Source organism: Streptomyces sp. NPDC107454 (genome assembly GCF_055582885.1).
On the sequence record NZ_JBVJPA010000010.1, the window covers coordinates 72590 to 97594 of the forward strand.

22 protein-coding genes are annotated in these 25005 nt (G+C 70.1%); 15 read left to right on the forward strand and 7 right to left on the reverse strand.

What is annotated here, in order from left to right; translation table 11 throughout:
• The first annotated feature begins 81 nt into the window (after positions 1-81).
• The 3 genes from ACZ69M_RS25860 to ACZ69M_RS25870 all read left to right on the forward strand — a co-directional run bounded on the left by ACZ69M_RS25860 (position 82) and on the right by ACZ69M_RS25870 (position 4025).
• Positions 82-1821 carry a hypothetical protein gene (locus tag ACZ69M_RS25860; RefSeq protein WP_470053317.1) on the forward strand — a complete coding sequence of 580 codons (1740 nt, stop codon included), beginning with the start codon at positions 82-84 and terminating at the stop codon, positions 1819-1821.
• A gap of 158 nt (positions 1822-1979) precedes the next feature.
• Complete coding sequence (locus ACZ69M_RS25865) at positions 1980-2198, forward strand: hypothetical protein (RefSeq protein WP_470053319.1); 219 nt, start codon at positions 1980-1982, stop codon at positions 2196-2198.
• Positions 2199-2552: 354 nt separating this feature from the next.
• Positions 2553-4025: a dihydrolipoyl dehydrogenase family protein gene (locus ACZ69M_RS25870; RefSeq protein WP_470053321.1), complete on the forward strand. Its 1473-nt coding sequence runs from the start codon at positions 2553-2555 to the stop codon at positions 4023-4025.
• A gap of 198 nt (positions 4026-4223) precedes the next feature.
• On the opposite strand, the gene ACZ69M_RS25875 is transcribed toward ACZ69M_RS25870, so the two are convergent.
• Positions 4224-4937 (reverse strand): SDR family NAD(P)-dependent oxidoreductase, encoded by a 714-nt coding sequence (locus ACZ69M_RS25875; RefSeq protein WP_470053323.1) that lies wholly within the window; start codon positions 4935-4937, stop codon positions 4224-4226.
• 295 nt (positions 4938-5232) lie between these two features.
• On the opposite strand from ACZ69M_RS25875, the gene ACZ69M_RS25880 reads away from it, so the two are divergent.
• From ACZ69M_RS25880 to ACZ69M_RS25895, 4 genes are all read left to right on the forward strand, one after another.
• Complete coding sequence (locus ACZ69M_RS25880; RefSeq protein WP_470053325.1) at positions 5233-8094, forward strand: SpoIIE family protein phosphatase; 2862 nt, start codon at positions 5233-5235, stop codon at positions 8092-8094.
• 199 nt (positions 8095-8293) lie between these two features.
• Positions 8294-9841, forward strand: a complete 1548-nt coding sequence (locus ACZ69M_RS25885; RefSeq protein WP_470053868.1) for a sugar ABC transporter ATP-binding protein — start codon at positions 8294-8296, stop codon at positions 9839-9841.
• Positions 9838-10974 (forward strand): ABC transporter permease, encoded by a 1137-nt coding sequence (locus ACZ69M_RS25890; RefSeq protein WP_470053327.1) that lies wholly within the window; start codon positions 9838-9840, stop codon positions 10972-10974. The genes ACZ69M_RS25885 and ACZ69M_RS25890 overlap by 4 nt, the downstream gene beginning before the upstream one ends.
• 70 nt (positions 10975-11044) lie before the next feature.
• A complete protein-coding gene (locus ACZ69M_RS25895) occupies positions 11045-12208 on the forward strand; it encodes a substrate-binding domain-containing protein (protein WP_470053329.1) in 1164 nt (387 codons plus the stop codon).
• A gap of 13 nt (positions 12209-12221) precedes the next feature.
• Here ACZ69M_RS25895 and ACZ69M_RS25900 read toward each other — a convergent pair whose 3' ends face one another.
• Both ACZ69M_RS25900 and ACZ69M_RS25905 read right to left on the reverse strand, forming a co-directional pair.
• Positions 12222-14312: a SpoIIE family protein phosphatase gene (locus ACZ69M_RS25900; RefSeq protein ID WP_470053331.1), complete on the reverse strand. Its 2091-nt coding sequence runs from the start codon at positions 14310-14312 to the stop codon at positions 12222-12224.
• 177 nt (positions 14313-14489) lie between these two features.
• The gene (locus ACZ69M_RS25905; RefSeq protein ID WP_470053333.1) at positions 14490-15536 is read right to left on the reverse strand and encodes an NAD(P)-dependent alcohol dehydrogenase; all 1047 of its coding nucleotides are present in this window, start codon (positions 15534-15536) and stop codon (positions 14490-14492) included.
• Positions 15537-15632: 96 nt separating this feature from the next.
• Here ACZ69M_RS25905 and ACZ69M_RS25910 point away from each other — a divergent pair, with 96 nt between their 5' ends.
• On the forward strand, positions 15633-16232 hold the full coding sequence (locus ACZ69M_RS25910; protein ID WP_470053335.1) for a TetR/AcrR family transcriptional regulator: 600 nt from the start codon (positions 15633-15635) through the stop codon (positions 16230-16232).
• 201 nt (positions 16233-16433) lie between these two features.
• Entirely contained in the window at positions 16434-17606 is a 1173-nt protein-coding gene (locus ACZ69M_RS25915; RefSeq protein ID WP_470053337.1) for an FAD-dependent oxidoreductase, read from the forward strand.
• Between the two features lie 91 nt (positions 17607-17697).
• On the opposite strand, the gene pgm is transcribed toward ACZ69M_RS25915, so the two are convergent.
• Entirely contained in the window at positions 17698-19338 is a 1641-nt protein-coding gene (gene pgm, locus ACZ69M_RS25920; RefSeq protein WP_470053339.1) for a phosphoglucomutase (alpha-D-glucose-1,6-bisphosphate-dependent), read from the reverse strand.
• A gap of 232 nt (positions 19339-19570) precedes the next feature.
• On the opposite strand from pgm, the gene ACZ69M_RS25925 reads away from it, so the two are divergent.
• Positions 19571-20389, forward strand: a complete 819-nt coding sequence (locus ACZ69M_RS25925) for an SAM-dependent methyltransferase (protein ID WP_095850350.1) — start codon at positions 19571-19573, stop codon at positions 20387-20389.
• 81 nt (positions 20390-20470) lie between these two features.
• Here ACZ69M_RS25925 and ACZ69M_RS25930 read toward each other — a convergent pair whose 3' ends face one another.
• Positions 20471-21391 (reverse strand): helix-turn-helix domain-containing protein, encoded by a 921-nt coding sequence (locus tag ACZ69M_RS25930; protein WP_470053342.1) that lies wholly within the window; start codon positions 21389-21391, stop codon positions 20471-20473.
• 98 nt (positions 21392-21489) lie between these two features.
• The gene (locus tag ACZ69M_RS25935) at positions 21490-21699 is read right to left on the reverse strand and encodes a DUF397 domain-containing protein (protein ID WP_470053870.1); all 210 of its coding nucleotides are present in this window, start codon (positions 21697-21699) and stop codon (positions 21490-21492) included.
• Positions 21700-22066: 367 nt separating this feature from the next.
• Here ACZ69M_RS25935 and ACZ69M_RS25940 point away from each other — a divergent pair, with 367 nt between their 5' ends.
• The 5 genes from ACZ69M_RS25940 (at position 22067) to ACZ69M_RS25960 (ending at position 24557) form a co-directional block, all read left to right on the forward strand.
• Positions 22067-22513 carry an ATP-binding protein gene (locus ACZ69M_RS25940; protein ID WP_470053344.1) on the forward strand — a complete coding sequence of 149 codons (447 nt, stop codon included), beginning with the start codon at positions 22067-22069 and terminating at the stop codon, positions 22511-22513.
• Entirely contained in the window at positions 22510-23052 is a 543-nt protein-coding gene (locus ACZ69M_RS25945) for a hypothetical protein (RefSeq protein ID WP_470053346.1), read from the forward strand. Before ACZ69M_RS25940 ends, ACZ69M_RS25945 begins: the two co-directional genes overlap by 4 nt.
• 120 nt (positions 23053-23172) lie before the next feature.
• Complete coding sequence (locus ACZ69M_RS25950; protein WP_470053348.1) at positions 23173-23808, forward strand: nucleotide-binding protein; 636 nt, start codon at positions 23173-23175, stop codon at positions 23806-23808.
• A complete protein-coding gene (locus ACZ69M_RS25955) occupies positions 23805-24029 on the forward strand; it encodes a hypothetical protein (protein WP_470053350.1) in 225 nt (74 codons plus the stop codon). Before ACZ69M_RS25950 ends, ACZ69M_RS25955 begins: the two co-directional genes overlap by 4 nt.
• A gap of 87 nt (positions 24030-24116) precedes the next feature.
• Positions 24117-24557 carry an OsmC family protein gene (locus ACZ69M_RS25960; RefSeq protein WP_470053352.1) on the forward strand — a complete coding sequence of 147 codons (441 nt, stop codon included), beginning with the start codon at positions 24117-24119 and terminating at the stop codon, positions 24555-24557.
• Here ACZ69M_RS25960 and ACZ69M_RS25965 read toward each other — a convergent pair.
• Positions 24532-25005, reverse strand: a complete 474-nt coding sequence (locus ACZ69M_RS25965; protein ID WP_470053354.1) for a (2Fe-2S)-binding protein — start codon at positions 25003-25005, stop codon at positions 24532-24534. The two genes, ACZ69M_RS25960 and ACZ69M_RS25965, sit on opposite strands and share 26 nt — an antisense overlap.

Consider the following 25005-nt stretch of genomic DNA (forward strand, 5'->3'; position numbering starts at 1 on the left):
ACAGTCCGCGCGTATCCCGGGCCGTTCCATCTCCGGGATCTCCAGCGGAAATAGACTCGAGCGGACTGTCAGGAGATCCTCATGGACTACTTCGACCTCGGGACCTTGACCCGGCCCGTATCGACCCGTTCGCCGGAAGCACAGCGCTGGTTCGACCGCGGTCTGGTGTGGAGTTACGCGTTCAACCACGAAGAGGCGGTCACCTGCTTCGAATCGGCGGCCGCTGCGGATCCCGACCTGGCCATGGCGTACTGGGGTGTCGCATACGCGCTGGGCCCCAACTACAACAAGCCCTGGGAGTTCTTCGACGACATCGATCTGCGGCACACGGTGGAACGGACGCACGCCGCCGTCGAACGGGCGCACGCGCTGTGCGGCACGGCCACGCCGACCGAGCGCGCGCTCATCGGGGCGCTGCGCGAGCGCTATCCCGCCTCGCGCGCCGTCGAGGACTGCTCCGTCTGGAACGAGCCGTACGCCGAGGCCATGCGTGCCGTGTACGAACTCGCGCCCGACGACCCTGATGTCGCCACGCTCTACGCGGACGCGCTGATGAACCTCACTCCGTGGCAACTGTGGGACCTGCGCGCCGGCGAGCCCGCCCCCGGTGCGCGCACGCTGGAGGCGAAGGCCGTCCTCGACCGCGCGTTGCTGACCGAGGCCGGCGCCGGTCACCCGGGCATCCTGCACATGTACATCCATCTGATGGAGATGTCGCCGACGCCGGAGGAGGCCCTCACTGTCGCCGACCGGCTGCCGGGACTGGTACCGGACGCGGGGCACCTGCGGCACATGCCCTCCCACCTCGACGTGCTGTGCGGCGACTACCGACGGGTCGTGTCGGCCAACAGTGCCGCGATCAAGGCCGACGAGAAGTACCTGCGACGGGCCGGCGCGATGAACTTCTACACGCTGTACCGCTCGCACGACTACCACTTCAAGATCTACGGCGCGATGTTCCTCGGCCGGTCCAGGACGGCGCTGGAGACGGCCGCGCAGCTGGAGGCGTCCATCCCCGAGGATCTGCTCCGTGTGGAGAGCCCGCCCATGGCCGACTGGCTGGAGGGGTTCCTCGCCATGCGAGTGCACGTACTGATCCGGTTCGGCCGGTGGGAGGAGATCCTCGCGCTGCCGATGCCCTCCGATCCGCTGTTGTACTGCGTCACCACGGCGATGCTGCACTACGCGCGCGCGGTGGCGTACTCCGCCACCGGGGCGACCGCCGAGGCCGAGGCCGAACGCGAGCTGTTCCACCGCGCGGTCGCACGGGTTCCCGGGACGCGGACGCTGTTCAACAACACCTGCCGGGACATCCTGGCCATCGCCGCCGCCATGCTCGACGGCGAACTCGAGTACCGCAGGGGCGAGTACGACCTGGCGTTCGCCTCCCTGCGGCGCTCCATCGAACTCGACGACCACCTGCCCTATGACGAACCATGGGGCTGGATGCAGCCGACCCGCCACGCCTACGGGGCGCTCCTGCTCGAACAGGGCCGAGTCGAGGAGGCCGAGGCCGTCTACCGGGCCGACCTCGGACTCGACGACACGCTGCCCAGGTCCTCACAACACCCCGGAAACGTCTGGGCACTCCACGGCTTCCACGAATGCCTCGTGCGCCTCGGCAAGGCGGGGGAAGCCCGCATCATCGCCCAGCAACTCACTCTGGCCACCGCACTCGCGGACGTCCCCATCGAGGCGTCGTGCTTCTGCCGACTCGACACCGCGGGCCCTACGAGCCCTTGCTGTGCCGAACAGCCGAGTGGGAACGGCTCAGTGACCGGCCGCGGGGACCAGACTCTTCGATTCCGGTCCCCGCGCTGAGGAAACAGCGCAATGGTGGGTTCAGCACTGCCACGAAGTCGAAGAGCGGCACACCGACGTTCCCCGCGCCCTGTTCGAGATCGGCGAGGACCGGGACGACCGGGTCCTGGTGCTGACCGGCACCGGGGACCGCCGGGTGACCCAGGGCCATCGGCATATTGCCCGGCGACGGCATCCAGATCGCCTGGACGGAGGCCATCGGCGTCAACCGCACCCGCTACCTCACCCTCACCCAGGGCTCGTTCACCGCCGACCAGGCCGAACGGCGGGGCGCCGTCGCCGCGATGCTGCCGCCGGAGCGGGTGCTGCCCCGGGCCCAGGACCTCGCGGAGCGGCTCGCCGCCGACCTCGCGTACGGAAGCGGGGACGAAGCGTGACCGCCGCCGACGGCTGGACCGGTGCACTGCACGAGTCGTCCCAGCGGCTGGGGCACGTCGTCCCGTACTTCGCCAGCCTGGTCGATCTGGCATCATACATCGACTACCGGCTGTCCGAGCCGACCCCCGCCAAACGCTGCTCCTCGACCCCGAACTCCACCTCTCCCCCCTCCTGCCCGGCCCCGCGAGTCGGCACTGCGGCTCGTCCACGGCCGCCATCGCCCCCAGGACCCCCTCACCGCCACCGGCTCGGTCTCCCTCGAGCCGTCACCGCCCACAGCGGAGCCAGCGATCCGCGACGCCCCGCCGGCCGTGAGCCGAGCGGATCGCCACGTCCCGAGGAACGATGGAAACATGAACACTTCTCCCGAAATCACCCCAGAAGCTGCCGCCGGCGACACCGCGGAAGACACCTACGACGTGATCGTGCTCGGGGCCGGCCCGGTCGGCCAGAACGTCGCCGACCGCGCCCGCGCGGCCGGGCTGAGCGTCGCCGTGGTCGAGCGTGAACTGGTCGGCGGTGAGTGCTCGTACTGGGCCTGCGTGCCCAGCAAGGCACTGCTGCGGCCGGTCATCGCCATCTCGGACGCACGCCGGGTCGACGGTTCCCGCCAGGCGGTCACCGGACGGCTCGACACCGCCAGGGCCTTCGCGCGGCGCGATCACTACGTCAGCGACTGGGACGATTCCGGGCAGGCCGGCTGGGTCAAGTCCATCGGCGCCGATCTGTTCCGCGGGCAGGGCCGGATCGACGGACCGCGCCGGGTGACCGTGACCGCCTCCGACGGCGGGCGCCGCACCCTCAACGCCCGCCACGCGGTCGCCATCGCCACCGGCAGCCGCCCTGTACTGCCCGAGGTACCAGGCATCGAGGAAGCCCGTCCGTGGACCAACCGCGAGGGCACCGACTCCAGCCAGGTGCCGGGCCGGCTCGCCGTCGTCGGCGGTGGAGGGGTGGGCGTGGAGATGGCCACCCTGTGGCAGGGCCTCGGCGCCCAGGTCACCCTGCTGGCCCGCCGCCGGCTCTTGCCACGGATGGAGCCCTTCGTCGGCGACGTGGTCACCCAAGGGCTCACCGAGGCGGGCGCGGACGTACGCATCGGCGTCTCGGTGACCGGGCTGAGCCGCCCCGATCCGGCGGGCCCGGTCACCCTGAGCCTCGACGACGGGAGCCGGCTGGAGGCCGATGAAGTCATGTACGCCACCGGTCGGGCGCCGTGCACCGACGACATCGGCCTGGAGACCGTGGGCCTGGCCCCCGGATCCTGGCTCGACGTCGACGAGACCTGTCTGGTCAGAGGAATGGAGGGCACCTGGCTCTACGCTCTCGGCGACGTCAACCACCGCGCCCTGCTCACCCACCAGGGCAAGTACCAGGCGCGGACGGCGGGCGACGCGATCGGCGCCCGCGCCGAGGGGCTGCCGCTCGACAACGGGCCCTGGGGTGACCATGCCACCACCGCCGACCAGCACGCCGTGCCGCAGGTCTTCTTCTCCGACCCCGAGGCCGCTGCCGTGGGCCTGTCCGCCGAACAGGCCACCGGAGCCGGCCACCGCATCTCCGTGGTCGACGTGGACTTCGCCCAGGCCAAGGGGGCGGTCCTGTACGCCGACGGCTACCACGGCCAAGCCCGCATGGTCGTCGACCTCGACCGTGAGGTCCTCCTCGGGGTGACCTTCGTCGGCCCCGGCGTCAGTGAACTGCTGCACTCCGCAACCATCGCCGTCGCGGGCGAGATCCCCCTCAAGCGACTACGGCACGCCGTCGCCTGCTTCCCCACCATCAGCGAAATCTGGCTCTTCATGCTCAAGGCCTACGAGGGCTGACGCGCACCGCCAACGGCCTGTCGGCAGTGGCGCGCACGACCATGAGCGTGTGCGCGACCTGCGCCGAAGCAGGAAGTCATCCAGGCATACGTTGCCGGACCCCGCCCGTGTCCACGGGCGGGGTCCGCGTCACGACAGTCTTGGACCCGACGGTCGCCAAAGCCAACCAGTGCCGACTGGGGCGCAGCACACCGCCGCTCAGCGCCCCGCGCTCTGGCCCCCGTCGACGTGCAGGATCTCTCCGGTGACGAACGAGGCGCTCTCGAGGTACAGGATCGCGTCGACCACGTCGTCGATCTCGCCCACCCGGCCGATCGGCTGCAGCGCGGCGAGAGCCTCGTACTCCGCGGTCGGGTGCATCGGGGTGCGGACCGTGCCGAGCGCGACGGTGTTGACCCGGACACCGCGGGACGCGTACTCGATCGCCAGTGCCTTGGTGACCGCGTTCAGCCCGCCTTTGGTCAGCGACGCGAGCGCCGCGGGCACCCGCGAGTCGGCGTGGTCGACCAGGGTGGTCGAGATGTTCACCAGGTGGCCCCCACCGGCCCGGGTGAGCATGGCGGCGACGGCGCTGCGGGAGACCTCGAAGAAGCCGCGCAGGTTCACCCCGGCCACGGCGTCGTAGTCCTCGTCGGTGTATTCGGTGAACGGCTTGGCGATGAAGATTCCGGCGTTGTTGATCAGCGTGTCGATCCGGCCGAACCGCCCGAGGGCCGCGTCGACGATGCGAGCGCCGACACCCGGCTCGGCCACATCGGCCCGCACGGCCAGTGTCTCGGGGTCACTGAAATCGCCGATGGAGCGGGAGATCGCCACGACCCCGTAGCCGAGCTCGCGGTAGGCGGTGACAAGGGCGGCGCCGATGCCTTGCGAAGCGCCGGTGACAAGGGCGACCTTCTGCACGGTGTTCACGATGCGAGGAGCACTTTCTTCATCGCGCCGACCGCGCCGACGAGACCGAGAACGGGGTGGCGACGGAAGGAAGGCACGACGTCATAGCTTGCTCACCTTCGAAGGACGGCGGGATGTACGTCAGCCTGCCCCGGCTGCGCCGCACGCGCGCTCAAGGAAAAGCAGACGAGTGATGCGCTGGGACGGGTCCTCATGAACCATGGCCGATATCACCAATAACCACATTCTCGGTATTCTCTTGCATAGCAGGTGATTTTCGGCGAATGGACTGTCGAAGGCGCGAGTGAGGCGAAGCGTGGTTCTGGCCGGCGGGGAACCGATGCCGACAGGGCACGCGACAGGCGGCACAGGGCCTGCCCGTTCCCGTGAGCGGTTTCTTCAGGGTGAGCCCGTCGAGGCGGGCGTGCGCACGTCGATCCTGAGTTCGTGGCAGCGCAGCCGCTCCCTCGGCCTCTCACCGGATCAGGCCGACCTGCCCTTCCGGGACGATTTCGACCGGGACGCCCGGATCGTCCGCGCGGCCGTCCCCGTGCTCGACCGGCTGCAGGCCAGGTTCGCCGGCAGCAAGATGAACATCTCCGTAGCCGATGCGAGCGGTACGGTCCTCCTGCGCCGTTTCGGAGAGGCGTCACTGGCCAGGAGTCTTCCGGCGTTTCAGCGCGTTCCGGGATTCGTGTTCGCCGAGCGGGTCGCGGGTACCAACGGCATCGGTCTCGCACTGGCGGAGCGACAACTCATCCGGGTTCACGGTGCCGAGCACTTCGCCGAGCGCTCCCAGCGAAGCGCCTGCCGCGCGCTTCCCGTCCGCGATCCGCTCAGCGGTCGTATCGAGGGCGTCCTGTGCTTCGGCTATCCGAGCAGCACCGAAGACCCCGCGCTGGGGATCATGATACGTAAGGCGGCGCAGGCCATCGAGCTGCGGCTGCTGGGGCAGAGTTCCGCGCGTGAGCGCGCTCTGTTGCGGGCATACCTGGACACCGGAGCCGCGGCCTCCGCCGGCCTTCACCGCAGCATCGGCGTGGACGAACTGGCTCTCGAACTGCACCCCCGCGACCGGGCGGTCCTCATGGAGAAGGCCGCCGAGCTGATCTCTCGCGGACAGCGGGCCGCCGCCGTCGTGTCCCTGTCCGACGGCCGGCGGGTCACTCTCATGAGCCGTCCGGTGAGAAGCGGCTCAGGGGTGGAAGGCGTTGCCATCGAGGCCGTCCTGCCCGGCCCCGCACTGCGCGAGCCCCTCGCCGTCCCGGCCCAGGTCGACGCACCGCCGGACTTCTCCGGCCGGCTCGCCGTGGTCACCGCCGTCCGGCCGCCCCGGCTCGTTCCGGCCGCGGCGGCCCCCGGGCGTCTGCCCGTCGCCGCGCTGTCCAGGCACCTTCCCGACATCGCCTACGGCCCGTTCGGCAGCGTCGGCATGGGTGACATGGCGGACGATCACCTCGACGCCCCGCCCCGGACACGAGGGCTCGTGATGGTGGGGGAACCGCGCGTGGGGACGTACGCCCTGGCCGCGCGCCGCCGTCTGGAGCTGCTGTCCGAGGCCAGCGCCCGCATAGGTACCACCCTGGACGTGCGCCGTACCGCCCAGGAACTCGCCGAGACGGCGGTGCCACGACTGGCCGACTTCGTCACCATCGACCTGCCCGAGGCCGTACTGCGCGGCGAGGAGTCCGCCAACCCCCGCACCGACCTGCACCGCACGGTGGTGCACGGGATCCGCGACGACCTTCCCTTCAGCCCGGTCGGCAAGCAGGTCGACTTCGGCCCGACCACACCGCAGATACGCTGTCTGACCAGCGGGCAGGCAGTGCTGGAACCGGACCTGAAGGCCGCCGCGGGCTGGCTCGCCCAGGATCCCGAGCACACCGAACGGCTGCTCACCGAGGTCCACTCCCTCATCGCGGTCCCCCTGGTGGCCCGCGGCGTGATCCTGGGCATCGCCAGCTTCTACCGTGCGCGGGACCCCGCCCCCTTCGGTGACGACGACCGCTCGCTGGGCCTGGAACTCGCCAGCCGTGCCGCCCTGTCCATCGACAACGCCCGGCGCTACACGCGCGAACGCACCATGGTCCTGACCCTCCAGCGCAGCCTGCTGCCGCACGATCTGCCCGACCAGGACGCCGTGGAGATCGCTCATCGCTATCTGCCCGCCGAATCCGACGTGGGCGGAGACTGGTACGACGTCATCCCTCTCTCCGGCACCCGTGTCGGCCTCTTCGTCGGGGACGTCGTCGGACACGGCATGCTCTCCGCCGCCACCATGGGCCAGCTGCGCACCGCCGCGCGCAGCTTCGCCGAACTCGACTTCCCCCCGGACGAGGTCCTCACCCACCTCGACAACCTCGTGGGACGCCTGGACCGGGAGGAACCCGCCGCCGGCGCCGGTGTCATCGGCGCGACCTGCCTGTACGCCATCTACGACCCGACCTCGCAGCAGTGCACCCTGGCCCGGGCCGGCCACCCTCCGCCCGCGCTGGTGCGGCCCGACGGCACGGTGTCGTTCCCCGACCTGCCCGCCGGGCCCCCTCTCGGCCTGGGCGGCCTGCCCTTCGAATCCGCCGAGATCCACCTCCCCGAGGGCAGCCGGCTGCTCCTGTACACGGACGGACTCATCGAGGACCGGCACCGCGACGTCGACGTGGTCCTCGATCAGCTGCGCGGCGCCCTGGCCCACCCCGAGCACACGCCGGAGCAGACCTGTCAGGCGGTCCTGGAAACCGTCGCGCCCGCCCACCCGTGCGACGACATCGCCCTGCTCGTCGCCCGCACCCACGCGCTGGACCCTCACCGGATCGCCGCCTGGGACCTGCCCGCCGATCCGGCCCGGGTCAGTGACGTCCGCGCCGCCGCCCTGCGGCAACTGGCCGACTGGGGACTCGACGAGGCCGCGTTCGCCGCCGAGCTGATGCTCAGCGAGCTGGTGACCAACGCCATCCGCCACGGTGCCGGGCCCATCCGGGTACGGCTGCTCCACGGCCGGACCCTGATCTGCGAGGTTTCCGACGCCAGCAACACCGCCCCGCACCTGCGCCGGGCGGCCAGCACCGACGAGGGCGGCCGTGGCCTGTTCCTCGTGGCGCAGCTGTCACAGAGCTGGGGTACGCGCTATCTGCCCGAGGGCAAGGTCATCTGGGCCGAATGCGGGCTCGCCGACGGCTGAAGAACCGCGTGCGCGGTCCACCGGACGCGACCGTCGGACAGGGGAGAGGCGAGCGCGGGACACGCGGATCGCCCGGCCGGCCCACTGACCCGCTGGAGTCACAGCAGCACGCAGGATGTCTGAAATACTCGGATTCACCCCACTGATGACGACGATGAAGGTCGGGAAGAACTCGCCAGACGACCCCTCGGAGATGTCCGTGCATGACGCTCCCGACACTTCCCCGAAGGACGTCCCGCCCTTGGGGGCGACGCCTCTGGTCCGCATCCGCGGGCTCGACAAGCGGTTCGGCGGGACCCTCGCGCTGGCCGGGGTCGACCTCGATGTCCACACCGGTAGTGTCCTCGCCCTTCTGGGGCCCAACGGTGCGGGAAAGTCCACGCTCATCAAGGTGCTCGCCGGCGTCCATCAGGCCGATGCGGGACAGATCACGGTGGACGGGCACCCACTCGGAAGTCATGCCGCCTCCCGCAGCATGTCCTTCATCCACCAGGACCTCGGACTCGTGGAGTGGATGACGGTCGCCGAGAGCATCGCTCTGAGCATCGGGTACCCCCGACGCGGCGGCCTGATTTCCTGGCGGCGGACCCGGGAGCGCTGCGCCGACGCCCTGAAGGTCGTCGCCGGACATCTCGACCCCGACGCGCCGGTCGCCCGGCTCTCCCCCGCCGAGCGCTCGCTGGTCGCCATCGCCCGTGCCCTGGCGGCACACGCGAAGCTCATCGTCCTGGACGAGCCCACCGCCCGACTCCCCGCCGCGGACTGCGCCCGGCTCTTCCGCGTGCTCCACGCCCTGCGTGACCAGGGGCACGGCATTCTCTACGTCAGCCACCGGCTGGACGAGGTGTACAAGGTCGCCGACACCTTCGCCGTACTGCGCGACGGCCGCCTCGTCAGCCACGGCCCCCTGGCGGGCCGTGGCCCGGCCCGTCTGGTGCACGACATCGTCGGCGAGGAACTGGCCGGCTACCGGCCCGCCACGGTTCCGGCCGACGGCCCGGCCGTCCTGACCCTCGACGCCGTACGGACCGCCGGCGCGGGACCCGTCAGCCTGGACCTCGGGCCCGGAGAAGTCCTGGGCCTGGTCGGACTCTCGGGCGCGGGGCACATGGACCTGGGCCGAGCCCTCGCCGGTTCCCGTGCCGTCCTCGACGGGCGCGTCCTGCTCGGCGGTCAGCCGTACAGCCCGCGCACGGTCGCCGACGCCGTCCGCCTCGGGGTGGGCTTCGTGAGCGGCGACAGACAGCGGGAGGGCTGCGCCGCCGAGCTGACGGTGCGCGAGAACCTCCTGGCCAACCCCGCCGCGGGCGGCCTGTCGGCGCTGAGCTGGATCAGCCCCCGCCGCGAACGCGCGGAGGCAGCCGATCTGATCGAACGGCTCTCGGTGCGGCCCCAGGACAGCGAGGCCCCCCTCGCCACCCTGTCCGGCGGAAACCAGCAGAAGGTCGTGATCGGCCGGTGGCTCCGGGTCGGCCTGCGCCTGCTGATCCTCGAGGAGCCGACCGCGAGCGTGGACATCGGCGCCAAGGCCACGGTCTACCGCCTGCTCGACGACGGGCTGGCCGAAGGCCTCGCGGTCCTGCTGATCTCCACCGACTTCGAGGAGGTCGCGGGCGTGTGCCGACGCGCCCTCGTCTTCGTGCGCGGGTCCGTGACGGCCGAGCTGAGCGGTCCGGACCTCACCGTCGCCGGGCTCACCCGGGCGGCGTCGGCCATGCCCCTCTCCGGAACCGCGACCCACCCATGACGGACTCCTCCCCACCCCGACCCCGGCCGCAGCGACCGAGGCCGCCGCGCCACCTCGGCCGACCGGGCGGGCCACGGCGACCGCGCGGTCCGGGCGGGCACCTCATCGGCAGGTACGGGCTCCTGGCGCTCACCGCCCTGCTCTTCCTGGTCTTCTCCCTCGCCCTGCCGCGCACGTTCCCCACACTGGGCACCGTCGACTCGATCCTGTCCACCCAGTCGATCCCGGCCGTCCTCGCGCTCGCCGCCATGGTCCCCATCGTGACGGGCAACTTCGACCTCTCCCTCGGCTACGGCCTCGGCCTGGCGCACGTCATGGTGATGCAGCTCGTCGTCAACAACGGCTGGCCCTGGCCACTCGCCTGCCTCGCGGTGATCGTGGGTGGAGCGGTCGTGGGCGTCCTCAACGGTGTCATCGTCGAATTCGGCCGGATCAGCTCCTTCATCGCCACGCTCGGGACCGGCAGCATGCTGTACGCCGTGACCGGCTGGGTCACCGACGGTGGTCGGATCGTCCCAGGCCCGCAGGGGCTCCCCCTCGCCTTCACCGACCTCTACGACTCGATGTTCCTCGGCCTTCCCGTCCCCGCCTTCTACGTGCTCGCTCTCGCCGTCGCGCTCTGGCTGGTGCTGGAACGGCTGCCGCTCGGCCGCTACCTGTACGTCATCGGTGCGAACCGGCGCGCCGCGAACCTCATCGGCATCCCGACGCGCAGGTACTCCGTCTACGCGTTCACGGCGTCGGGACTGATCGTCGGCCTCGCCGGCGTCCTGCTCGCGGCCCAGCAGCAGATCGGCAACCCCAGCGTCGGCCTCGACTACCTGCTGCCCGCCTTCGCCGCCGCTCTCCTCGGTTCCACCGCGATCAGACCCGGCCGCCCCAACGCCATGGGCACCGTCGTCGCCGTCGCCGTCCTGGCCGTCGGCCTCACGGGCATCGGTCAGATGGGCGCGGGCTTCTGGACGATTCCGCTGTTCTACGGCGGCACCCTGCTCGTGGCTGTCGGTCTGTCGGGCTACTCCGCCCGCCGCCTTCGCACCGGCGCGGCGGCGGCCCGCGACTCGCCCGACGCGCCGCCTCCCCCACCCTCCTCCACGACGCGGGGCGGTGGTGCGGCGGGCACCGCTCCATGACCCGCGCCACGGGGACCATCTGTGTGTTCTCGTCCGCATCGTCCCGCCCCTTCCTCCGCGAGGAGCTCCCGTGCACGGCAACCGCAAGGCCACTCCCGCCGTCATGAGGGCGCGGTCCGTCGCCACCGCGGTGGTCATCGCGGCCATGGTCCTCGCGGGCTGCGAACGCGGCTCGTCGCGCAGCCGGGGAGCCTCCCCCACGGGTCCTGGCGGCTGCCCCGCGATCCAGGACCGTGCCGAGACCGCCGTCAGACAGGCGGAAAGGACCGACATCCCCTGGAGCGGGCCGACCAGCGGCCCCAAGGCCGTCCCCGGCAAGACCATCGTCTACGTCGCCCAGAGCATGACCAATCCCGGCGTCGCGGGCGCCGCGAACGGGGTGCGGGACGCCGCACGGGTCATCGGCTGGAACGTCAGAGTGATCGACGGCGGGGGCACACCCGTGGGCGTCCAGGCGGCGATGAGCGCGGCCTTGGCGCTCAGACCCTCGGGCATCGTCATCGGCGGCTTCGACCCCAACTCGACGTCACGGCAGGTCTCCCAGGCCGAAGGGGCAGGCATCCCGCTCATCGGCTGGCACGCGGTCGCCGCCCCCGGACCCAGCCGAAGGCCCCGGCTCTTCACCAACGTCACCACCCGGGTCGAGGACGTGGCGGCAATCAGCGCCCAGTGGATCATCGCGCACTCCGACGGCCACGCCGGGGTCGTGCTCATCACCGATGCCTCGATCCCCTTCGCCAGGAACAAGTCCGAGCTGATCAGGAGAGACCTCTCCACCTGCTCGGGCGTGCGGCTCCTGTCGTACGAGAACATCCCGATCTCGGACGCGAGCAGCCGCATCCCCCGGGAGATCTCCTCCCTCCTCTCCCGCTTCGGGAGTACGTGGACCCACTCCGTCGCCATCAACGATCTGTACTTCGCCGACGCCGCCCCGGCCTTCCGTGCCGCCGGCAAGAACGGCGCCGGCCCGCCCTTCAACATCGGCGCAGGTGACGGCGACCCCTCCGCCTTCCAGCGCATCAACGGCGAGCAGTACCAGGCCGCCACCGTCCCCGAGCCGCTGTCCCTGCAGGGCTGGCAGATCGTCGACGAGTTCAACCGTGCCTTCTCCGGTCGGCCCGCCGGCGGATATGTGGCCCCCGTCCACATCACCACGGCCGACAACAGCCACGGGGCCACGACCTGGGATCCGTCGGGCTATCGGGAGGCGTACCGGAAGATCTGGGGCAAGTAGTCCCGCGTCCTCGTCACGGGGAACGTACCGCGCGGGCGATCAGCAGAGCGACGTCGTCGCGGTCGCGCGGATGTCGCAGCCCCTCGAGAAGGCGGTCGCACGTCTCCTCCAACGGGCAGTCGGCCACCTCCAGGGCGTGGACCAGGACGGCGAGGCGTTCGTCGATGGAGTCATGTCGGGTCTCGACCAGACCGTCCGTGTACAGGACCAGCTTGTCGCCCAGGCCGAATTCGACGGCGGTCGCTTCGAACGGGACACCTCCGACTCCGAGCGGGATACCTGCGGGCAGGTCGAGCAACCGGGGGCGCTCGCCACTGCGCACGAGGACAGGAGGCAGGTGGCCGGCGTTGGCGATGCGGCACTCGCCGCGGTGCGGATCGTAGGCCGCGTAGAGGCAGGTGGCGATGTACTGCTCCAGCCCGGATGTGATCGAGTCGAGCTGCTCGAGAACCCTGGCCGGCTCCAGGTCCAGGCTGGCGAAGGCGGCCGTGGCGGTGCGCAGGCGCCCCATGGCCGCGGCGGCGTCGATGCCGCTGCCCATGACGTCGCCCACGACGAGGGCCGTCTTGTCGCCGCCGAGCGGGAGCACGTCGTACCAGTCGCCGCCGATCTCGTAGGCGGCCTGTGCCGGGACATAGCGGGAGGAGACCTGCAGGCCGGGAAGGCGGGAGGGGTGGTCGGGGAGCAGGCTGCGCTGGAGGGTCTCGGCGGCGGTGCGCACGCTTTGGTGCGTGCGGGCGTTGTCGATGCACACCGCGGCGCGGAAGGCGAGCTCGGTGGCGATGGCGAGGTCGTCCTCGTCGAAGGGCCGTGGATCCCGGGCGCGGGCAAGCCCCAGGAAGCCGAGGACGGCACCCCGTGCGGTCAACGGGATGGCCATATAGGAGTGCACCCCGGCCCGGGCCAGCAACGTGGCGGCGCGGTCGTCGCGGGCGATGCAACTCAGGTCGTTCCCGTCGGCGTGTGCGATCAGGATGGGCCGGCCCGTGCGCACACATCGAGTGGCCACGCGATCGGCCTCGTAGGTGGTGATATGGCCCGGCGGATCGGCGGCCAGGACCGCTTCGGTGGGGTAGGCGGCCTTCACGGCGAGGGCGCGGAACAGCGCGGGGCCGTCGTCGGAGGCGGAGCGGTGCTCGTCGAGGACGGAGTCGAGCACATCGACGGCGACCATGTCGGCGAAGTCGGGAACGGTCACCTCGGCCAGCTCCCGGGCTGTCTCCTCGACCTCCAGAGTGGTGCCGATACGAGCGGAGCCATCGGCGATCAGGGCCAGGCGCCGCCGGGTCTCGGTGGCCTCCATGGCCGACCGGTACCGCTCGCTGACGTCCACCACGAGTTCGGCCACCCCGAGAACACGGCCCTGGGTGTCCTCCAGCCGGTACACCGAGATCGACCACGCGTGCCGTTGTTCCGGGTCGGCCGGGGTGAAGCCGACGACGGTGGACTCGTCGACCAGGGGGACTCCGCTCTCGAGGACCCTCCTCATCGCGACCTCGATCACCTCGAACTTGTCGGGGCTCATGATCTCGCGGTAGTGGCGGCCGAGGTGCTCTTTCGCGGGGAGGCCGTGCATCCGCTCCAGCGCGGGGTTGACGGCCAGGTATCTGAGGTCGTTGTCGAGGATCGCCAGCCCGAAGGGGGACTGGGAGATCAACCGGGTGGACAGGGCGACGTCCCGCTCCACCTCGCGCAGCGTGGGTGAGTCGGTACCGAGCCCGAGGGCGTAGAAGTCGCCGTGGTCGTCCAGAAGCCGGGTGTTGCGCAGCTCCACCAGCCGGGTGCTCCCGTCCTTGCAGCGGATGGGAAACGTGCCGCCCCAACCCTGGCCGGTCTCCATGACCTCGGCGAACTTCTTGATCACCCAGTCCCAGTCCTCTTCACGGACGAGCAGCAGCGCGGCGTACTGCCCGAGCGCCTCCTCCGCCGTGTACCCGTACAGCTCCTCTGCCTGCGGACTCCACAGGACGATCCGTCCTTCCGCGTCCAGCAGTGTCGCCGCGACGCCGAGGAGGTCCATCAGCCCGCTCGGCTGCGCCGGCTCGCTGTCCCGGCGGGGGCGAGCCCAGTCGATGCCCGACGGACACCATTCGGCTTCGCTCATCACAGGCACTCCTTCCGCGGTCGGCGGCATGCGAGGCCAGCCGCCGGCCTGGAGCGCGGCCTGCCCGTCTCCACAGGCGCGTCGCCTTCCATGGTCCCCCAGGACCCCCGGACTACACACCCCGACGGCACGACACGGCCCGCCAGGGATGATCGGGACAGCGGGTCGGCACCTGCTTCAGGCTGCCAGGTCGGACATGTCGAGGACGAAGCGGTAGCGCACGTCGTTGCGGCCGAGGCGTTCGAGGGCCTCGTTCACACGCGCCGAGGGGAGGAGCTCGATGTCGGCGGTGATGCCGTGCTCGGCGCAGAAATCGAGCATGGCCGTGGTCGCGGGCCTCCCACCGCTGCCCGCGGAGCTGAGCTTCTTGCGTCCCACGAGAAGGTCGATGGTCTCCACGGTGACGGGTCCGAGGTGCCCGAGGTGGCTGAGCGTCCCGTCCATGGCGACCAGGCGCAGGTAGGGGCCCAGGTCGTGCGGGGCGGAGATGGTGTCGATGACGACGTCGAACCGGTCACGGGCGTCGGCCATCTGTTCCTGGTCCGTCGAGACGATGAGAGCGTGGGCGCCGAGACGACGAGCGTCGTCGGCCTTGTCGGGTGAGCGGCTGATGACCGAGGTGTCGGCCCCGAGCGCCACGGCGATCTTGACCGCGAGATGACCCAGGCCACCCAGCCCCGCCACGGCGACGCGACTGTGCGGCCCCACGCCCAAGGTGTGCAGCGGTTCCCAGACGGTGATCCCGGCGCAGAGCAGAGGAGCGGCGGCGGCCGGATCCAGACCGGCGGGAAGAGGGTGGGCGAACCGGTCACGGACGACGTACTCGCGGGAGTAGCCCCCCAGGGTGGTCGATCCGTCGTGCCGGTCGACGCCGCCGTAGGTCAGGGTCGGGAAGGCATGGCAGAAGTTCTCCTGGCCGGCTCGGCACATCGCGCACTCCCCGCAGGAATCGACGATGTTGCCGACCGCGACAGGGTCGCCGACGGAGAAGCGGGTGACGGCGGGCCCGGTTTCGGCCACCACGCCCGTGAACTCGTGTCCCGGCACCAAGGGACGGCCCTCCGCGCCGTCGTGGCTGCGGACGGCGTGCAGATCGGTGTGGCAGACACCGCAGTAGTCCACTCGGATCGCGAGGTCGTCCGGGCGCAGGTCGCGCCGTTTCAGCGACGTCCTTCGCAGTGTCGCCGTCGGCCCGTCCGCCTGCCAGCCGGTCGTTGTCCGCATCGCACATCTCCTTAAACAGACTGTTCGGTCTATCTCAGCGTAGACGCGTCGGCGACTCAAGGCAAACCAACTGTTCTGTTTGGTACCCTGACAAACATGACGGACCGGCCCCTGACCTCGCGCGGAGCGGCGACGTACCAGCGCATCCTCGATGTGGCGACCCAGGAGTTCGCCGAGCACGGGATCGCCGGCGCACGCGTCGAGCGGATCGTGGCCGCCGCGCGCACGAACAAGGCACAGCTCTATGCCTACTTCGGCAACAAGGAGGGGCTCTTCGACGCCATCTTCTTCGGCTCGCTGGAGCGGATCGTGAATGTCGTCCCGATCGACGCCACCGACCTCGCGGACTGGGCCGTACGGCTCTACGACGAGTACCTCCGCCGGCCCGACCTGATCCGGCTGGCCACCTGGGCTCGCCTGGAGCGCCGCCCGACCGGGCACCTGGTGGACGACCCCGACCGCCTCGACGACCGCAAGTTGCGGGCCATCGCCGACGCCCAGGCCGCCGGATCGGTGCGCCAGGGGGACCCGTTCGACGTGATGGCCATGGTCATCGCCATGTCCATGGCCTGGTCACCGGTCAGCAACGTCTACGCGGCAACCGCCCAGGAGCCCCCCGAAGTTCACGAGCAGCGTCGCTCCCTGCTCCGCGAGAGCGTCCACCGCGCCGTGGCAGCCGACCGCAGGGAGGGCTAGAACACCGGCACGGCCATGCGACCGCAGCCCGTCGACAACTGCTCGGCCAGGAACGGCAGCAGCACCACATCGGTCACCCCTCCAGCTTCTTCTGACACCGGAAGTTCGAGGGACCGGTCGGGAACCCCTCGCGCTCGCCCGCGCGTTGGGCACGGGGCAGGGACATCGCGCGAGAGCCCTACGGGTGCCGGGGGATACGACATGACGGAGATCATTGTCATCGGAGGCGGTATCGCCGGTACGGCGACGGCCCTGGCCCTGCACAAGGCAGGGTTCGACGTCACCGTGTACGAGGCACACCCCGAGTCGGCCGAGGACATCGGTGCCTTCCTCACCCTGGCGAGCAACGGCATGCGTGCCCTCGCCCAGATCGACGCCTCCGCCGCGGTCACCGAGGTCGGCTTCCCGCTTCGTGCCATGAGCGTGCTCGACGCAGCGGGCACCGAGGTGGCACAGATGCCGCTCGGAGAGGCCCACGACCCGCTTCTCGCTTACCGCTGCCTGCGCCGTGGCGAGTTCAACGCCGCTCTGCAGGCGGAGGCGGCACGCCGGGGCATCGGCCTCCGGCGCGGCACCCGGCTCGCCTGCGTCGAGAGCGGTCGGGACGGCGTCACCGCACGATTCACCGACGGCTCCACCGCGACCGGTGACCTGCTGATCGGCGCCGACGGGCTGAGCTCGACCGTCCGGGAGTCGATCGCCCCTCGGACGCGGCCCTGCTTCGCGGGTGAGAGCGTCTTCTACGGCTACGCCGGTGAGGCGCCCCTGGTCGCGGAGACCGGGCGTATCACCATGGTGAGGGGCGGCGCGGCCGCCTTCGGCTGTGCGGTCTCGCCCGGCGGAGAGACGTACTGGTTCGCACGTGTGGCCGGTGAGCCGCTGTCCGCCGACGACATCGCGCACGGCACGCCCGGCCACTGGCGTGAGCTGCTCCTGCCGTTGCTGCGCGGGGACGCCACACCCGCCGCGGACGTGGTCGCGGCCACCACCGACCGCATCATGGTCACCAACGCGACCGAGATCCCGACCGGCACACCATGGCGCCACGGACGGGCCCTGATCATTGGCGACGCCGCCCACGCGGCCTCCCCCGCGACCGGGCAAGGAGCGTCGATGGCGCTCGAGGACGCTGTCGTCCTCGCGAAGTCACTGCGGGACGCGCCCGACACCGAGTCCGCGCTCACCCTTTACGAGGCCCTCCGCCGCCCGCGCGTGGAGCACAACATCACGACCAGCGGCAAGATCTCCCGTGGCTTCCACACACCGTCACGCACCGGTCGAACGGCGCCCGCTCCCCGCCCCGGGGACAGCGACCTCCTCCAGCACCTGCAGTGGGACATCGACCTCTCGACCAGCGGCAGGAGAGGGCGGTAGGGACGCCGGTTGACGGACTGAAGCACCCCCGCAGGCAAGGGCCGTTGTGGCAACAGCCCTTGTCCGCATCCGTCGGATCACACACGTGGCGTCAGGCGCTCAACGCCGCCGAGACCACGCCCTTCGCCTCCTCCTGCACCTGGCGCAGATGATCGGCTCCGAGGAACGACTCGGCGTAGATCTTGTAGACGTCCTCGGTGCCCGACGGACGGGCCGCGAACCAGGAGTTGGCGGTGGTCACCTTGATGCCGCCGATGGGCGCGTCGTTGCCCGGAGCATGGGTGAGCACCGCGGTGACCGCTTCCCCGGCGAGGGTGTGCGTGCTGACCTGTGCGGGCGAGAGCTTCGCGAGGAGGGCCTTCTCCTCGCGGGAAGCCGGGGCGTCGATGCGCTCGTACGCGGGGGCGCCGAAGCGTGCGGTGAGCGCGGTGTAGTGCTCCGAGGGGGTCTTCCCGGTCACCGCCGTGATCTCGGAAGCGAGAAGGGCCAGGATGATGCCGTCCTTGTCGGTGGTCCACACCGAACCGTCGCGGCGCAGGAAGGACGCACCGGCCGACTCCTCCCCGCCGAAGCCGAGCGAGCCGCCGACCAGCCCGTCCACGAACCACTTGAATCCCACGGGCACTTCGACGAGTTGACGGCCCAGGCCGGCGGCGACCCGGTCGATCATGCTGGACGACACCAGCGTCTTCCCGATCCCCGTGTCCGCCGGCCACTGGTCCCGGTGGGAGTACAGGTAGGAGATGGCGGCGCTGAGGTAGTGGTTGGGGTTCATGAGCCCGGCATCCGGTGTGACGATCCCGTGGCGGTCGGCGTCGGCGTCATTGCCCGTGGCGATCCGGAAACGGTCGCGCTGCTCGATGAGCGAGGCCATGGCGTAGGGCGACGAACAGTCCATGCGAATCTTGCCGTCCCAGTCCAGCGTCATGAAGCGCCAGGTCGGGTCGGTGAGGGGGTTGACCACCGTCAGGTCGAGCGCGTGCTGTTCGGCGATGCGTCCCCAGTAGGCGACCGATGCCCCGCCCAGGGGGTCCGCGCCGATGTGCACGCCGGCCGTGCGGATCGCGTCCAGGTCCAGCACCTGCGGCAAGTCGGCCACGTAGGTGCCCAGGAAGTCGTAGCGACCGGTGCCGGGGGCGGCCAGGGCCCTCGTACAGGGGATGCGCCGTACGTCCTTGAGCCCGCCCTCGATGAGTTCGTTGGCCCGGTCCTGGATCCAGGATGTCGCCTCGGAGCCGGCCGGGCCGCCGTTCGGCGGGTTGTACTTGAAGCCACCGTCCGCGGGCGGGTTGTGGGAGGGGGTGACGACGACCCCGTCCGCGAGACCCGAGGACCGTCCGCGGTTGTGGGTCAGAATGGCGTGCGAGACCGCCGGAGTGGGCGTGTAGCCGTCCGCGCTGTCAAGGAGCACCGACACTCCGTTGGCCGCGAACACCTCCAGCGCGGTGACCTTCGCGGGCTCCGACAGGGCGTGGGTGTCGGCGCCCAGGAAGAGGGGGCCGTCGATGCCCTGGCCCTCGCGGTACTCGCAGATGGCCTGACTCGTCGCGGCGATGTGGTCCTCGTTGAACGCGGTCGCCAGTGACGACCCTCGATGTCCGGACGTACCGAAGGCCACGCGCTGGCCGGGTTCCGCCGGGTCGGGGTGCAGCGCGAAATACGCCGTGACCAGCCGGGCTACGTCGACGAGGTCCTCGGGACCGGCCGGAGTGCCCGCTCGTTCGTGCTGCATGTACCCGCACCTCCACCTCGGTTTTTCAACGCTTGCGGTCCCATGTTTCCTCACCGGGCGGCACGGCCGCACGGTGCCACGGCGAGGACTGGACACGCGCCGGGCCAGAGGGTCTCGAGGGTGCTGTCCCGGAGATCCTCGGTCAACAGGCTGGTGTCCCCAATTGCCCACTGCCTAGGATGTATTGTCTGTCAAGCCAAGCCACTGGAAGCAGCTTGGAGCTGGGGGAACGATGCAGGCTGGAAAGCAGTTGTCCACGAAGATCGACGCCACCGTACCCACGGCCGCTCGCATGTACGACCACTACCTGGGCGGCAAGGACAACTACGCAGCCGATCGGGCAGCCTGCGCCGAGCTGGACAAGGTCGTACCCAGCACGCGCGCCCTGGCGCTCAACAACCGGCGCTTCTTGCAGCGGGTCGTCGGGACGCTCGCAGCCGAGTACGGCATCAGGCAGTTCCTCGACCACGGGTCAGGCCTGCCCACCCAGGAGAACGTCCACCAGGTCGCGCAACGCGTCGATCCCTCGTCGCGCGTGGTGTACGTCGACAACGATCCGATGGTGCTGGTGCACGGACGGGCGCTGCTGGACCAGAATGACCGCACCACAGTCATCCACGCGGATCTGCGTGACACGGAGAAGATCTTCTCCCACCCGGACACCCAGCGCCTGCTCGACTTCTCGCAGCCGGTGGCCGTGCTGTTCAACTCGGTCTTCCACTGTATTCCGGACGGGGAGACCGACGGTCCGCTCGCCGTGGCCCACCGGGTGGCCGAGCGGCTCGTGCCCGGCAGCTTCATGGTGATGTGCCAGCTGGTCAGCGAGGACGAGAAGGTCCGAGAGTTCGTCACCGACTTCATGGATCAGGCGACCCAGGGGCATTGGGGCAGGGTCCGCCAGGAGAAGGACGTGGCGGAGTGGTTCGAGGATCTCGACGTCCTGGAGCCCGGTCTGGTGGAGGTGTCCACGTGGCGACCCGACAGCGAGGTCGCACCCCGTCAGCTCACCCAGGAATGGGTCGAGTTCGGCGGCGTAGGCCGAATCCGATGAGACCGTAAGACCACGGGACTGCTCCGCACGGGACTGCTCCCGTCGGCTCCACCGGGATCCGGCCGGTGGAGCCGGAGGCAGTCATGAGGCCGAATAGCGCCCCGCGTTCGTGTCCCGCAACAGCGTCAAGGAATCGCGCGGGGTGAGGGCTTCGTCTCCCAGACGGTCCAGAGCCAGTCGGTACTCTTCGGTCTCGTCCCGGTCCTCCAGGAAGTTCGCGCTCCTGATGTGCTCCAGGTAGACGATGTCGGGAAGATCGAGGCCGCCGAAGCGCAGGTAGGTGATGGGGATGGCGGGCGCGGAGGCGTGCGTCACGTCCAAGGGCACGATCTGCAACGTCACCTGGGGACGCTGGGCCATTTCCACGAGGTACTCGAGCTGCTCGCGCATCACCTCGCGGCTGCCGAGTACGCGCAACAGGACCGACTCATCGATGATCGCCCACAGTTGAGGGCCGTCCTCGCGGCGCAGCAGTTCCCGTCGGCGCATGCGCAGTTCGACACGGCGCTGCACCTCACCGGCCGGTGCCGTGGGCAGGCCGCGCTCCACGACCGCCCTGGTGTAGGCCGGAGTCTGCAGCAGACCGGGGACGTACTGGATCTCGAAGGTGCGGATGGCGGCAGCGGCCTCCTGGAGGCCTACCAGCCGATCGAACCACTCGGGCATCAGCCGCTTGTCGTAGCGCTGCCACCATCCCGGCTCACCGGCACGCCGCAGCAACTGGAGCAGAACCGACGACTCGTGGTCATCGGTTTTGTAGAGCTCCAACAGCGCGCGGACGTCGCCTTCCGTGGGCGGCCGACGGCCCTTGCCCGCTTCGATGCGCGACAGCTTCGCCGGACTGAACCCGATGGCGCGAGCGGCCTGTTCCTGTGCGAGGCCGGCGTCTTCGCGGATGCCCGCGAGCTGGACACCGACCAGCATCTTCAGCAAGGTCGGAGCGGGCTCGGTCCGCGTCAGATACGGTTCGAGACGGGAGACACGAGGTGACTCGGCGGACATCCTGACTCCCTGTAGAACGGCAGACGACGGAGTCCATCCTCGCATCCCGCGGCCTTCTGTCGCACGCGTCGGCAGAAGTGGAATCGCTCGACTCCGCTTCACACCAGATGGTCGAACTCCCCGTCCTTCGCCCCGGCCAGGAAAGCGGCCACTTCAGCCGCTGTGTAGATGAGGGCGGGCCCGTCGGGGTCGCAGGAGTTGCGCAGCGCCACGCCCCCCTCGGCCAGGGACGCCACCTCGACGCAGTTGCCCTCGGCGTTGCTGTGCCGACTCTTCAACCAGCGAACACCCAGTGAACTGGCCCGCATTCCGTTTCGCACTGACGGCACCGCACTCTCCTCGTTCACGTTCCACCACGGTGTACAGGTCGGCCGCCCACTGGAGCGGACCGAACCCGTGCGGCCTGCCCCAGCCATCCACTCGTGCAATTTCCCGTGAAATTGCACGACGGGCGCTGACAGGATGGATAATAGCTCGGGAGTCAACCGCACTGTTGCCGCACCGAACCTGACGTCGCATCAGGGAGATGTCGTGTCCTTACCTGCACGCGAAGCACCGAGCCTTGCAAGCGGCAGGGCTGCGCCATCGTCGGGTCGAGCCGCTCCGACCGGCTCGCTCATGGAAGAAGCGCGCTTCTCCGTCGCGGGGCAAGAGCGGCCCGCGGGGAGCGATCCCGTGTGCAACTCACCCAGATTCGCCAGCCTGCGCATCACCGACACCCGCCAGGGGCTCGCCCAGGCGCGCGCCTTCACCCGCCGCACCCTTGGCCACTGGGAGTTGGACCACCACAGTGACGACGCCGTCCTCATCGTCAACGAACTGGCCACGAACGCGGTACTTCACGCGGCACCGCACTCCGCCGCCGGGCAGAACGGCGTGCGACTGAATCTGACGCTTCGACGCACCCATCTCGTGTGCGCCGTCACCGATCAGTGCGAGAGCCCGCCGGTCTGCCCAGGCACGGACGCCCCGCTGGAAGTCCACGGCCGCGGCCTGCGCATCGTCGAAGAGCTGTCCGAGCACTGGGGCTGGACTCGCTCACGTGCAGGCAAGACCGTCTGGGCGATGCTGCCCACTCCCCCGTCTCGGCCGACATCACCGCCCTGGCAGGGTCCGACATGACGGCCGCCGCATCGGCAGAGCCGCCCGGCGCACGGCATCACGCAACGCCTCTCGTGGGAGCGGACATGGAGACAACCCTGAAGAACCTGAGAGACGTCCCGTGGCGCGAGCTCCAGGATTCCACCGGGTCCGCCACGGGCATCCCCTTCCTGCTCGCGGCCGTCACCACGGGCGACGAAGCCACCGCCGTCGCCGCGCTCGCGCGTCTACGGCAACGCATCTGCCAGTACGGCTTCGTCGTGGACCAGGCCACCGCCGCCACGGTCCCCTTCCTGTGGGAACTCGCCCAGCTCCCTCAAGTCCCCTGCCGTGTGCAGGTCCTTCAGCTGCTGAAGAGCATCGCCGACGCCCGGCAGTGGGAGAGCACGGCCGTCGCCTACCCCAAGCTGCTCAATCGCCGTGAGAACTACGTGGGCTGGGAACGCGAAGCACGCCGAGCCGTGCGCGCCCACCGCGAGACCATCCGGCGCCTGCTCGACGAACCGGACGAGGAACTCGTGCAAGCCGCGCGGGAACTGGCCTCCGCGCTGGCCGACTGACCCACCGTCGTCCTTCCGCGTTAGCCCCTACGAATGATTCACGGCGCCGCAGGGTGAAAAGGGAGAGCGCGTGCCGCGCCGACGGCAGTCGGCCGCTCGCGCCCGTTAGCGTTGCGTCTCGTGCCGCTGAGCTATGCCTTTGTGAATCTGAAACCCGGAGTGGGAAAGACGACCAGTGCAGTGTGGTTGGCCCACGCCCTGCACGAGTCGGGCGTCTCCCCCTTGCTGGTGGACAGTGACCCCGCCTCCTCCGCCTTGCGCTGGAGCGAATTGGCAGGAGGCTTCCCGTTTCCTGTGATCGCCTTTCCGGTGGGTGACGTGCACCGGCGTGTGAACGACTTTCTCGGCAGCCGACAGGCCGTGGTGTTCGACGCCCCGCAGTTGGAGGACCATGCCCACATCGCCCGGAGCATCATGAGATACGCGAGCGAGTGGATCGTGCCGCTGACCCCGGCCCCCATCGAGCTGGATCGCATGGCGCCCATCGGCAGCGAGATGAGCGACGTGCAGTCGCTGCGGGCTCAGCCGGCCCGTGCCGCTGTCCTGCTGAACCGCACCAATCGCCCCGATGCCACGCGCACCGGCCCCGATGCCGACGCTCGCGAAGCCCTCACCGAGCGGGGCTTCGACGTGTTGTCCACCCACATTCCCCGACTCGACCTGTACGCCCAGTCGTTCGGCAGCCCGGTCGAGGCGAAGGGCTCGGCGTACATGGACCTCGCAGACGAACTCATCAAACGTCAGGACAAGGCGTGAACCAGCGCAAGGACACCTACCGAGCGGCATTGCAGCGCGAACCGGAAGTCGCCGCACCCCGTCCCGTCAAGGTCACTCACCTGCACACCCGATACGTCCGGGTGACCATCGAGCTCGACCCCGCCCTGCAGCGCGAACTGACCCGATGGGTCGAGCCACCCCTGTCCGCACTCCAGCGGGTCGGCGCCGCCGTACTGCGCCCGCTGAGAAGCACCCCATAGGCCGGGCGGGGATGCGCGGGCGCAGTTTCTTCGCGTCGTACCGTCGCCAGGGCCAGGTCTCGCCACCTGCGGGTTAGTGTCGTCGGCATGACCGAAAACATCCCGCGCTCCGTCACCGTCGAGCGGACCGGCACCGGCCACTTCACCGCGACGAACCCTCGCGGCGGCACGATCAGCTTCGGCACCAGCTCCGATCCCCACGGCGGCACCGACTTCACCCCGGTCGAGCTGTTGCTCGCCGCGATCGGGGGCTGCACCGCGGCCGACGTCGATGTCGCCACCGCCCGCCACGCGGAGCCCACCGGGTTCACCGTCTCCGTCACGGGCGACAAGATCAATGACGAGTTCGGAAACCGGATGACCAACCTCGCGGTCACCTTCTCCGTCACCTTCCCGGACGGCGAACTCGGCGACCGCGCCCGCGCCATCCTCCCCCGGGCGGTCAAGACCTCCCACGACCGGCTCTGCACGGTCAGCCGTACGGTCGAGATCGGCACACCCATCACGGCGACGGTCGCGGACGCCTGACCTCGGAGGCTTTCTTGATCGCCTCGCGGATCCGGGAGTACGTGCCGCAGCGGCAGACGTTCTCGATACGGTCGATGTCGTCGTCGGTGGGCCGGGACGTCTTCTTGAGCAGGGCCGCGGCGGCCATGATCTGGCCCGGCTGACAGAAGCCGCACTGAGCGACATCGCAGTCGAGCCACGCCTGTTGTACGGGGTGCAGGGTGTCGCCGTCGGCCAGGCCCTCGATGGTGGTGACCCCGCGGTCCGCGCAGTCCGCGACCGGGACGACGCAAGGCTGGATCTCCGCCCCGTCCAGGTGGCTGGTGCAGGCACGGCAAACGCCCACGCCACAGCCGTACTTGGGCCCGGTGACGTGCAGCAGGTCGCGCAGTACCCACAGGAGCGGCATGTCGGCGGGGGCCTCGACGGTGACCGGCTTTCCGTTGAGAACGAAGGAATAGGAGGGCAT